Source organism: Roseovarius sp. MBR-51 (assembly GCF_053628575.1).
On the sequence record NZ_JBRJGQ010000039.1, the window covers coordinates 1 to 11,279 of the forward strand.

The 11,279-nt window shown below is 58.4% G+C and carries 9 protein-coding genes; 6 read left to right on the forward strand and 3 right to left on the reverse strand.

Going from position 1 to position 11,279, the window contains the following annotated elements; genetic code table 11:
• Nucleotides 1-668: 668 nt before the first annotated feature.
• The 6 genes from ACSSVY_RS22045 (at nucleotide 669) to qatD (ending at nucleotide 7,792) form a co-directional block, all read left to right on the forward strand.
• Nucleotides 669-1,868, forward strand: coding sequence for an ATP-binding protein (locus tag ACSSVY_RS22045; RefSeq protein ID WP_454272123.1), 1,200 nt, complete (start codon nucleotides 669-671; stop codon nucleotides 1,866-1,868).
• Nucleotides 1,865-2,773, forward strand: a complete 909-nt coding sequence (locus tag ACSSVY_RS22050; protein ID WP_454272125.1) for a restriction endonuclease — start codon at nucleotides 1,865-1,867, stop codon at nucleotides 2,771-2,773. Before ACSSVY_RS22045 ends, ACSSVY_RS22050 begins: the two co-directional genes overlap by 4 nt.
• A 139-nt stretch (nucleotides 2,774-2,912) precedes the next feature.
• Nucleotides 2,913-4,841 (forward strand): Qat anti-phage system ATPase QatA, encoded by a 1,929-nt coding sequence (qatA, locus tag ACSSVY_RS22055; protein ID WP_454272127.1) that lies wholly within the window; start codon nucleotides 2,913-2,915, stop codon nucleotides 4,839-4,841.
• A complete protein-coding gene (qatB, locus tag ACSSVY_RS22060; protein WP_454272129.1) occupies nucleotides 4,841-5,704 on the forward strand; it encodes a Qat anti-phage system associated protein QatB in 864 nt (287 codons plus the stop codon). Before qatA ends, qatB begins: the two co-directional genes overlap by 1 nt.
• On the forward strand, nucleotides 5,701-7,041 hold the full coding sequence (qatC, locus tag ACSSVY_RS22065) for a Qat anti-phage system QueC-like protein QatC (protein ID WP_454272130.1): 1,341 nt from the start codon (nucleotides 5,701-5,703) through the stop codon (nucleotides 7,039-7,041). The genes qatB and qatC overlap by 4 nt, the downstream gene beginning before the upstream one ends.
• Nucleotides 7,034-7,792, forward strand: a complete 759-nt coding sequence (gene qatD / locus ACSSVY_RS22070; protein WP_454272132.1) for a Qat anti-phage system TatD family nuclease QatD — start codon at nucleotides 7,034-7,036, stop codon at nucleotides 7,790-7,792. Before qatC ends, qatD begins: the two co-directional genes overlap by 8 nt.
• 442 nt (nucleotides 7,793-8,234) lie before the next feature.
• Here qatD and ACSSVY_RS22075 read toward each other — a convergent pair whose 3' ends face one another.
• The 3 genes from ACSSVY_RS22075 to ACSSVY_RS22085 form a co-directional block, all read right to left on the reverse strand.
• Nucleotides 8,235-8,963 carry a DUF736 family protein gene (locus ACSSVY_RS22075; protein WP_454272134.1) on the reverse strand — a complete coding sequence of 243 codons (729 nt, stop codon included), beginning with the start codon at nucleotides 8,961-8,963 and terminating at the stop codon, nucleotides 8,235-8,237.
• A gap of 125 nt (nucleotides 8,964-9,088) precedes the next feature.
• A complete protein-coding gene (locus ACSSVY_RS22080) occupies nucleotides 9,089-9,391 on the reverse strand; it encodes a hypothetical protein (RefSeq protein WP_454272136.1) in 303 nt (100 codons plus the stop codon).
• 14 nt (nucleotides 9,392-9,405) lie between these two features.
• On the reverse strand, nucleotides 9,406-11,279 hold a 1,874-nt coding region (locus ACSSVY_RS22085; RefSeq protein WP_454272138.1), incomplete at its 5' end, for a strawberry notch C-terminal domain-containing protein.

Genomic DNA, 11,279 nt, shown 5'->3' on the forward strand with positions numbered 1-11,279 from the left:
ACTGTCATCCGTACCGAACCTAGTCTTGGTTTTTGCCCGATGTAGCGCCAAAATCAAAGACAAGGAAGAACTCCCGGAAACTTTGCGACAGAACCCCCCGCCCTCGCCGAAAAGTTTTGCGATCCTTGACGCGGGCTGATTTGGGGGCCATCCGGAGGATATGCTTCCGCACTCATGTGTGTGTGTTTTGAGGGTAGGTTTGCCCGACCCGAGTAGGCAAACGGCCCGACCGGACGCGGAAGACGGATGAAGCGGCAGGATCGTTTTGGCCTCGGGCCAAAACAGACCAGAGCGCAATCCGGCGGAGCGGCTGGGGAGGGACGTGCTCGCGAGGCGGGCAAACCGGGATGCCGGGCGCGACGCCGCGGTGAGGCCGCATGGCCGAATGCGCGACGGACCGAAGGGCCGTTCTCCCCTGCGACACGCGAAGCCGAGCTGGGGAGGCCGCAAGGCTCAGGTTCACGATAGACGACCAAATACTCGCGTTCCCAAAGTAGGCAGGATCGTCGCCAGAACCATAAACTTGCGAGCTTGAGGCTGTACGCTTTCATTTAGTCGGGCACTATCTTTCAATCAGTCGGCGCTTGACTTTCAATTGGTCGGGTGCACACTTTCAATCTGTCGAAAGGAGCCGTACGACGATGTACCCAAGATTTGCCAAGGCTAGAGTGGAAGAGGCGCTGTCCGACACCCGCGTGGTTCTCATCTCGGGGCCGCGTCAGTCCGGCAAAACGACGCTTGCAACCGACATCGCGTCGGACAAGACACCCTTTCTGACATTGGACGATGCCAACGTGTTGCGGTCAGCAATCAATGATCCGATCGGTTTCGTCCGCGGATTGGACCGCGCGGTGATCGATGAGATCCAACGCGCGCCCGACCTTCTACTCGCCATTAAAAACCTAGTCGATGACGACAAGACACCAGGGCGGTTCCTCCTAACAGGTTCGGCCAACCTGATGACCATTCCAAAAGCGGCGGATTCCCTTGCCGGTCGCATGGAGGTCGTTCGGTTACTGCCTCTCTCACAGGCAGAAATACTGGGCACTAAATCAGACTTCATTGATCGAGCATTCACCGGAGAAAGGCCGACGGCCGACCACATGATCATAGGCGACGAGCTCGTTATCAACGTGCTTTCAGGAGGGTATCCCGAAGCGCTCAGCCGAACGCGATGGTCACGGAAACAGGATTGGTATCATAGCTATCTTGATGCGATCGTCCAGCGTGACGTCCGTGACGTCGCACAGATCGAACAACTCGCCATCATGCCAAAACTCATGTCAGTACTTGCCGAGCACTCAGGTCAGTTAGTCAACTACACGGGTATCGGTGCCGGCCTCGACCTCAATCATGTCACCACGCAGAAGTATGTGAGTGTCTTCGAGAGCCTCTACCTCGTTCATACCCTGAAGCCGTGGTTCACAAACCGTCTGAAACGCCTGACCAAGTCACCCAAGTTACATTTTCTCGATGCGGGCCTCCTCGCGGCGATGCGCGATGTATCACCGGAAGTGGTCGGTAAGGACAAAACGAGCTTCGGTGCAATCCTGGAGACCTTCGTGTTCAGTGAATTGCGGAAGATCGCGACGTGGAGCGAACAGAGGTGCACGTTTTCGCATTTCAGGGATAAAGATAAGAACGAGGTCGATATCGTGTTGGAGAACCGCCGCGGCGAGGTCGTCGGGATCGAAGTAAAGTCATCCGCCACCGTTTCGGCGGGAGATTTTTCAGGCATGCGCAAGCTCGCAGACGCATGCGGAGAGAAATTCGTCCAGGGAATGGTTCTTTACGACCACGATAAGGTCGTCCCTTTCGGCGAGAACATGTTCGCGGCCCCGCTTTCATGCCTGTGGAGTCGCTCATGAATCTCGTCGAGGAACAATGCATTGAGGACCTAGCAGACCTGCTCTACAACTTTTTGCCTGGGAGCGGAAACTCCCGGACCGCATTCCCATTGGCGGCTGCACAAGTCCAATGCCAAGACTTGTGGACGGGCGGGAGCAAACGCCCCGCGATCGTCCAAATGTTATCATCAACCCTCGGTCAGCGGCGACACAAGTTTAGCCCATTGATGTTGACGATCGTACGGCAATCGATGACCTGGCGTAGAGGCAAAGGAGATCCGCTAACCCGTGCGGAGGTAAATGCATTAAATCTGCTCCTCTTGCGCCTGTCGCTAAAGGTGCCCGAGCTCAACGATCCAGCATTTCTTGATTCCCTACCGAGTGACCAAATCGAGCCGGAGACGCTGCCGGCGGAAACGAGAACCACCACGCTGTCGGACGAGCTGGCAAAAACACTATCGGCGCGACTGATCGGCCTATTTGACCACCCTCCACAGCGGCGCGGCTACGAATATGAAGGCTTTCTAACTGAACTTTTTGCAGCCTACGGACTGACGCCGCGAGCACCTTTTAAGCTAACAGGAGAACAGATTGACGGAAGTTTCAAGCTGCACGGCGAGACTTACCTTGTCGAAGCCAAATGGCAGGCTGGCCTCACAGGGCAATCCGATCTGCTAACCTTTTCTGGAAAAGTCTCTGGCAAGGCGACGTGGACGCGTGGACTCTTTATCAGTAACTCTGGTTTCTCAGTAGATGGCCTGAAAGCTTTTGGGACGGGTAGGCGCACGAACATAATCTGCGCCGATGGCTTCGATCTGCATCAGGTCGTTCACAACCGTCTCTCATTGATCGACGTTCTTGACGGAAAGCTGCGGCGAGCCGCCGAAACCAATCAGGTGTTCGTTCCTGTCCGAGAATTGCTATGATGAGATCCAAAGCAGTAGGTGCGACCAACGATCTCGAAGATGCGCAGGTACACGACTAAACAGGTAGCAGGCGAAAAAAAGACGAGCCGCGCGAAAGCGGCAATTTTTGGATTATGATTCACTACGGAAAAGAACTTTCATGATTATTCCAGATAACGAGACCGCCGTTGACATGATTTACTCGGAGGCCATCTCCGCGACTGTAGCGAAGGTGATCAGAGACTCCGGTGCCGAACCTCTCACGGTCGGCGTCCATGGGGATTGGGGTGCTGGAAAGTCGAGCGTATTGCTCATGCTGGAGGACGCGTTCTCGGATGACGATCGCGCATCCGTCATCCGGTTCAACGGCTGGCTGTTCCAGGGCCTCGAAGACGCGAAAACCGTCGTAATCGAAACGATCGTCGAACAATTGCTGCGGGATCGGACGCCCACAACCAAGCTGAAAGACACGTCAAAAAAGCTGCTTAAGCGCGTCGATCTCATGAAGGTCGCGTCCAAGGCGGGCGGTCTCGCCCTGACCGGCCTCACCGGTATCCCGTCCCCGGACATGCTTAGCGGGCTGATGGAACAGGGGAAGAAGCTCCTTGCCGGTGGCGGAGATCTCACAGTTGGCGATATGACGGGATACGTCAAGAATGTCACAGATTGTCTCAATAACCCCGAAGTCGAAACCTTGCCCGCCCACATCCATGCCTTCAGGGCGGAATTCGAGGAACTCCTCGAGGCGGCGGACATTGATCGGCTCGTCGTCGTTGTTGACGATCTGGACAGATGTCTTCCCGCAACCGCGATCGAGACGCTTGAGGCGATACGGCTTTTCCTATTCGTGCCAGGCGCGGCCTTTGTCATCGCCGCCGACGAGGGGATGATCGAATACGCCGTCAGATCTCATTTCCCGGACTTGCCACTATCATCCGGCCCGTCGACCTATGCCCGGAATTACCTTGAAAAGCTCATTCAGGTACCGTTCCGTCTGCCTCCACTCGGATACGTCGAGACCAAGATTTATCTGACGCTCCTCGTGGCCGGAAGCTCCCTCGACACCGGTTCGATACCCTTCAAGACATTACTCGAACTGGGTCGTGAAGCCTTGAGACGCCCTTGGGACGGGAGCGGTCTGAGCCGCGGCGTCATTGAAGAGCGTCTTGGCGCGGTCTCGGCGGAACTGGAGAACGCGCTCATTCTAGCGGATCAACTCGCGTTGCCACTGGCCGAGGGCGCTCAAGGAAATCCAAGGCAGATCAAGAGATTTCTAAACACTCTCAATCTCCGTCTGGCGATCGCGGACGCACGCGGGATCGGAGACGAAGTGAACCCCGCCGTCCTCGCCAAACTGATGCTCGCGGAACGCTTCAAGTCCGATTTCTTCGAACGTCTCGAGGCGGAGGCCGCTGTCAGTGGCTCATCCAAGACCGTTGCAGCACTCGAAAAAGCTTTACGCACGGATGATGAGGAGTCCGAGCAAGCCATAAACCCGGCCGCCGCTAAGGATCAGGGTCAAACCGACAAGCTCCCAGAGGATGACCTCCTTTCTAGTGAATGGGTCAGACGATGGGCTCTAGTCGCTCCCGCCCTCAAGGATGAGGATTTGCGCCCGTATTTGTTCGTGTCCCGAGACCGCAAGGCGCTTTTCACTGCAGGCTCTAATCTCGCGCTGAAAGAGGACTGGATCGAGAAACTTTGCGGCAGCACCCTGGGCGCGCGCGCTGCCGCGGTGGAAATCGTAAAGCTCACGCCGGGAGAGATCGAGCAGATCTTTGACGTGGTGGCCGCACGGATCAGGGCTGCAACGGACTTGAAGAAGCGGCCAGATGGCATCGAAGGCCTTGCGGAGCTTTGCAAAATATCCGCCAATCTCCAGACCCCTACTGTTCGCCTTCTAGCCGACCTACCAAGCGGTCAGCTAGGACCTTGGGCGGCCGCGGGGTGGGACAAGATCTTCACCAGGACGGAGGCCAAACGCGAGTTTGCTAAACTCAAGGAGGGCTGGGCCAAACTTGATCAGAACAAACCACTCCAACTCGCGGCGGGTGGTGGCCGCAGTGGCCGTAGGAACGGGACAGGATAATGGGAACGTCGAGTTCATACAGCGGCCCCGCGTCCGGCCTTGTTCCGGATTGGGTCGACAGCGTCGATCCGGGCATGGGCGGTGGTGAAGATGGGTCCGGTAAAAACGGAAGTGACGGTTCTGACACCGAAAATTCGACCCCGGACGAGAGCGGCGCAGCGCAGGCGCCGCTCACCGTGGCCCCTCCCGGCGGCGCATTCACCTATCCTCGCGGACAGTTCACCCGATTTACGAACGGTGGCGGGAGCAAGTCGCTCGGACGGGCGTTAAAGGGTTACGTTCGCGCCGCGGGGGGCGGTGCCGGGGCCGCACGGCGAATGCCGCATTCTACCCGAGTTGCATCCGGTGTCGCCGGGCTCGCAAGCGCCTTCGTGAACGAAGGTGCCGAGGCGGCGCTCGCCCGATTTGACCTCCAGGGCCTTGCGGGCCGTCCAGCCGCAGAGGTCCTCGAAGCCTTGGCGGAGATCATCTGTCCCGATGGTGGGACGATCGATGAATCGATCGCCCGTGACGCGATGCTCGAAGCGATCGCAGAGGTTGCGGAAGATGATCCCGGCGCATTCGATGAGCTTTCAAAAGATCAACTCGATGAATTCCTATGTGACGTGATCACCCGGAGCGTGGTGACAAAGGTCTTGAACGAAATCGGGACGAACGCGTTGCACGGATCCGCGTCCGACGCCGATTTCCGGGATGCCGAGCGGATCACCCGAGATTTTACTCAGGGAAGGGTTAGAGACGCTCTTGGTAGCAGGTTCGATGTTGGATCGCGTCCGACACAATCCGAAATCGACAGAAGCATTTCCGAGGTTTATGCCGATACATTCGACATGCTAGGCGCAGTCCTGGAGACCATGCAATGAGACGGAACGTTTTTGTACGATTGGGTTGCGACGACGAGGAATCCACTCAGGGCGCGGCAGATATCACCGTCGATATGATCGACAGTTTTGGTGACCTCGACAGGGGCTTAGGGCAGCTGCTGGACCAGCTCTTCAAGTTAGGTGCGAGGCCGAGTGAGGCCGCGGTCGATCTTATGATCGTAGCGACTGCGGTGTACGCCGCCGACACTGGTGTCTCGCGGGAACGATACGCCGATGACGGTTGGACGCGCATGATTAGTCTTAGCGTTCCCGTCGCGGACCCAGACCTCTGGCGACAACAACAAGACCACCTGTCCCGGATGCTGCAATTCTTGACCGGCGATCATTGGAGCTTCACGTTTCGGGATCGACCGGACGATCTTCAGTCATTCACGAAACAACCCGAAGAGATGGATCTCACAGATTTCACACAGGTGAGCCTGTTCTCGGGCGGGTTGGACAGTCTCATCGGCGCGATCGACCTCCTCGCCTCCGGACAACGACCGCTCTTGGTCAGCCACTACTGGGACGGAGAGGCATCCAGCGCACAACGGCAGTTGCTCGAGGTATTGAAGGAACGTCATGACGGCGCGTTCAAATCTGTCCGGGCCTATATCGGTTTCCGAAAGTCGGACTTTGCCGACGCTGGAAGTGACAACAACCAGCGGGCGCGCTCCTTCCTTTTTTACAGCCTGGCTGTGGTTGCTGCCGATGCCGTCGCCTCTACGAACAAGGTGCTTATCCCCGAAAATGGGTTAATCGCGCTCAACGTACCCATGGACGCCCATCGGCTCGGATCACTTAGCACGCGGACGGCCCATCCGCATTTCATCCGATCGATGTCGCAACTGGTCACAGCTTTGGGCGTCGACGTGACGCTGGAAAATCCATATCGTTTCAAGACGAAGGGAGAGATGGCCAGAGAATGTGGTGATCGCGACCTGCTTGCCGAACTTGCTCCGGTCTCAATGTCTTGTTCCCACCCTGCACAAGTCCGTTTCGAGAGCGCGCCGCCCCAGCATTGCGGACGCTGCGTCCCCTGCCTAATCCGTCGCGCATCGCTCGCTGTCGGGCTCGATGAAGCGGATACCACGAAGTATTTTCTTGATGACTTGAAGAAAGACGTTCTGGACTCGAAGTCGGCAGACGGGAAGAACATCAGGTCCTTTATGTTTGCCGCTGAAAACTTGCGGCAAAATCCCATTCGAGCCAGATTTCTCGTGCAAAAGCCGGGGCCGCTGTGCCGCGATGATCTAGATTTATATATCGATGTGTATCGCCGTGGCATGGATGAAGTATCACAGATACTCAAAGGTGTAAGGACAATGCATGTCTGATTTGGATTGGTCCGGCCCCGTCGATTTCCATTGCCATCTCGATCTCTGTCAGAACATGCGCGCGGAATATGCGCGGTGTGAATCCGCGCGGTGCCTTACACTCGCGGTCACGACGACACCTAAAGCCTTTTCTCGAAATGAGGGCATGGCGCGTAATGGCCACTTCGTGCATGCCGCCCTTGGAATGCACCCGCAGCTGGTCGCTCAAAGAGCATCGGAATTGTCACTCTTTGAAGAGCTCGCGCCCTCGACAAGGTATATTGGCGAGGTTGGACTAGACGCCGGGCGACGGTTCTATTCATCCTTCGAACGTCAAAAGATCGTGTTCGAACGAGTGATGGCGCTATGCGCAAGGCTCGGCGATAAAGTCATCAGCATTCACAGTGTTCGAACCGCCAGACAGGTACTCGACGTCGTCGAACAAACTGGTGCGCATCGCACGTGTGTTCCAGTGTTGCACTGGTTTAATTCCTCAGGATCGGAGATCAGACGGGCTTTGGATCTGGGCTGCTACTTTTCAGTCAACGAACAGATGTTGCAGACTCCGAAGGGGCGTAAGTTGCTTGAGACCGTTCCCCTGGAGCGCGTTTTGACGGAAACGGATGCCCCGTTCCAGTCCGATGAGAAGGGGGGCAATTCTCCGGGTGACGTACGTGGGGCTATTCGCTTGATCGCAAATGCATATAGCAAGGGCAACTCTGCGACCGAAGCTCGGATTAGACGAACCGCAACAGAACTGTTGGCCAACTGATTATGTCCAATCAAACAAGACTGCGCGAAGCTCAGCTAACCCTAGACAATTTGACCTGGACGAACTGGAACGTTCTCACGTTCGGGGCGCTTCAGAGCTTCCGCGTACTTTGTGGCGTTATCGTCGATCCCGTCGCGCCCAATCTTCGATACAGAATTGCGTGGTTCCTGCACAGTCATAGTTCAAACCTCTCGAGCCAGACGCGTTCTGTTCTTGGTATGCCAGCCATCGGCGCGCTCACAAACAAGTCTTCATTGGTATATTATCGTAATATGATTGAGCGGCTCCGCAACAGTCCAATGGTCAGCAAATCGGTTTGGAGCAGTAAGCGCAGATCTGGCAGGGCTTTGAGTAGGTCTTTGACTCGAACTGACACGAAAAAAGGGGAACCGTGGTCCCACGGCTCCCCTTTCGTTTCAGATCGTCTCTTCTCGCGCGCTGATCAGGCGACCAGCAAGAGCCCCGCGCCCGCGTCCTGCGACTGCTCGCTGCTGTCGATGAACGGGATGATCGAGAAGGTCTGCCCGCCGCGCTGTTCTTCGTTCTGCACGGCGTTGACGCGCAGGTCGCCATCGGGCGTGTTGATCAGCAGCGACAGGTAGTCATTGCCCGTGCGGCTGCTTTTCGCCATCCAGGCCGAGCCGACGCGGATCGGTGTGCCCCGGGGCGAGCTGACCTCAACCCGGTAATCGGGGTGGGTCTCCTCGGTCTTGTAGCTGTTCTCGATCAACATGAATTCCAGATCGAACATCATGTTGGCGATGTAGCCGGTGAAGGCGTTGTCGGCGTCCATGGCGGTCAGCTCGCCAGAGATGGACCCGGATTTCATCAGGCCGTTCGAGACCAGCGGGATGATCTCAAACTCTCCGCTTTGTGCCGCGCGCGCCTCTTTCGTCTGCACCGCGTTGACCCGGAAGGGGCCGAGGCCGACATCGATCTGCATCGAGATGTAGGGGTTGCCGCTGGCATTGCCGGTCTCGTTCCAGGCTGTGCCGATGCGCACCTTGCGGCCTGATTTGTTGACTGCCGTCACGTCAAAATCCGGGCTGCGTTCGGACATCTTGGCCCGTGCCTCGAGCTGGATGGCGATGTCAAAGCGCGTCCCGTGGATCATGCCGGTGTACTGAGCGGCGGCGGTCTCGACATTGCGGGTGAGGGTTCCTGCGAACATGGGATGGTTCCTTTCAGATTGGTCGGTGCCTGACGTTCTTGCCAAAGCATCCGGGATTGCTTTCTCGACCCCTCGTGGGATCACAAAACAGAAAGCTTGCTTTCCCTTTATGCCCCGCCCACGGATCAGAGCTGCCGTCCGAGTGGGCATGCCCCCGCGCCTCCTGGTGCTACGCCCCTCCCCTGCCCGTCTGGTCTAGATTGGCTGCCCGGATTTTCCGCGCCGTCCTCTGATCGCGCGATGAAGAACTCCGCCGCTTTTCCGTTCAACCGGTGCCCGCTCCGGTCGGTCAGGCCGATGCAGCTGCCGTTCGGCAGATAGGTGATCAGGTACTGACCGAGCCGGTCCTTGTGGACAACATAGCCGGTATTGGCCCAATGCACGGTCTGCCCGGCATCGACGGCCGCCTTGATGTCATCGAGTGTCATGATCTCACCCTTCCCTATTCTGCTGCCACTGAAGCGGCATCTGGTGCCTGCCCGACGATCCGGGCCAGAATGCGGCCCGTGTCGATTCCGTCCCCATGCGGCAGGAACACCCGCAGTTGAAAGGCTTTGATCTCGGTGAAACAGCCGAGGGCCTTGAGGCCGTCGATCATGTCCTTGTCCACGCCGCCAAGCTCGAGGCGCATCTCGCCTGCGACACGGCGGCGGGTCAGGTTCAGACCCCGGCCGAGATCGACCGGCGCCGTGGTGCCGAGCGCAGCGGTCAGCATCTCCTCCGGCGTTTGCGGGTTGGAGACGAGGAAGCGGGCGCGCAGCGCGGCCGCCCCTTCCTCGCTCAGCGTGCGCCCGATCATCGCGGTCGCCCCGTCCGGCGTGACCCGGTAGATGCGCTCATTGGTGGTCGGAATGTCCTTCCAGATCGGCAACAGCAGCCCGGTCAGCAGGTAGAGCTTGGTCGTGATGATTTTTGGCAGGGACGCAGCCTCGGCATCCCAAAGCCGTGCGAACTCAGGCTTGCCGATCTCTTCCCAGGCCGAAGACCCGAACCGCGCCTCCTCCAGGTAGCTCGACCCGTTTGGCCGCACCGCCTTGCGCATCAGCGTGACGATGTCCTCGTCATACATCTGCATCGGTCGCGCCGAGATGAGCGCCGCGCGGCCAGACGCGCGGTTGACCATCGGCAGCTTATCGGGATTGCGCGACATGGCATCTTCGGCGCCCAGAACATGGACCGGGTCCGTCACTTTGAGCCCAATGATCCGCGTCACCGCGCCGGATTTCGGGCAGGTCCAGAGATCTTCCGCCCCGACCTGTTCGATCTTTTCGCCGCGCAGGGTTTCGACGCCGAGATCGAGCGTGCCCGCCGCACGCGCGCGCTCAGACTGCTCGGCGATCCGGCGCATGAACTCGGCAAAGAGCGCGTTCTGCATGTGGATGGGCAGGGCCAGCACCCGGTTCAGAAACCGCTGGATCGGGGGAAGCTCCTCAAGAAGCACCCCGTCCTTGTCGATCAGCCGCAGGGCTGTCCAGTCGGTGAAACTCTCATAGCTCATCGCCTCAGCGCGCCCGGCGGCAAGATCGGCGAAATACCCACGCAGCGCCGCCCGCGCGATCGGGCTTTCGAGATTGTCCTCCTCGCGGAACATGCCCTGCGAGCCCGTTTCGCGCTGGCCCTTGGTCAAGGCACCCAGCTGGTCGAGGCGTTTGGCAATCGTCGAGGTGAAGCGCTTTTCGCCATGCACATCGGAGGTGCAGACCCGAAAGAAGGGCGCGCGGACCTGGGCCGAGCGATGCGTGCGCCCGAGCCCCTGGATGGCCGCATCCGCGCGCCAGCCGGGCTCCAGAAGATAATGCCGGCGCCGTTTCTGGTTCTTGGCTGTCTGCGCCGCGTGATAGGAGCGGCCCGTGCCGCCCGCGTCAGAAAAGATCAGGATATCCTTCTCACCGTCCATGAAGGCCTGGGTCTCGGAGGAATTGCTACTGGCGCTGCGCTTTTCGATGAAGAGATGGCCATCCTCGGCCTTGAGGGGCCGGATCGATCGCCCCGTGACCTCGGCGACGGCCTCGTCGCCAAAGGCCCAGAGGATCTGATCCAGCGCCGAGGGGATCGGGGCCAGCGTCATCAGCTCCATCATGGCCGCATCACGCAGGGCGAGCGCCTCGCGCGAGACGACCAGCGCGCCAGTCTCATCGCGGAGCGGCTCGGCCACCATATTGCCGTCGATCTCCACGAGCTTTTGCGCATGGATCGGGAAGGCCTGTTCGAGGTAGCCCAGAACATAATATGCCGCGTCACCGTTATGCGGAGTTCGGGATTTCAACCTGTTGTTCTGATGATTCATTTTCGGGTTTCCACTTTGGATAATCATGA

Excerpts from the sequence above, each read along its gene's own strand:
- qatC (WP_454272130.1), top strand. The coding sequence starts at position 5,701 with ATGAGACGGAACGTTTTTGTACGATTGGGTTGCGACGACGAGGAATCC.
- ACSSVY_RS22080 (WP_454272136.1), bottom strand. The coding sequence starts at position 9,391 with ATGACACTCGATGACATCAAGGCGGCCGTCGATGCCGGGCAGACCGTG.
- qatD (WP_454272132.1), top strand. The coding sequence starts at position 7,034 with ATGTCTGATTTGGATTGGTCCGGCCCCGTCGATTTCCATTGCCATCTC.
- qatB (WP_454272129.1), top strand. The coding sequence starts at position 4,841 with ATGGGAACGTCGAGTTCATACAGCGGCCCCGCGTCCGGCCTTGTTCCG.
- ACSSVY_RS22075 (WP_454272134.1), bottom strand. The coding sequence starts at position 8,963 with ATGTTCGCAGGAACCCTCACCCGCAATGTCGAGACCGCCGCCGCTCAG.
- ACSSVY_RS22050 (WP_454272125.1), top strand. The coding sequence starts at position 1,865 with ATGAATCTCGTCGAGGAACAATGCATTGAGGACCTAGCAGACCTGCTC.
- qatA (WP_454272127.1), top strand. The coding sequence starts at position 2,913 with ATGATTATTCCAGATAACGAGACCGCCGTTGACATGATTTACTCGGAG.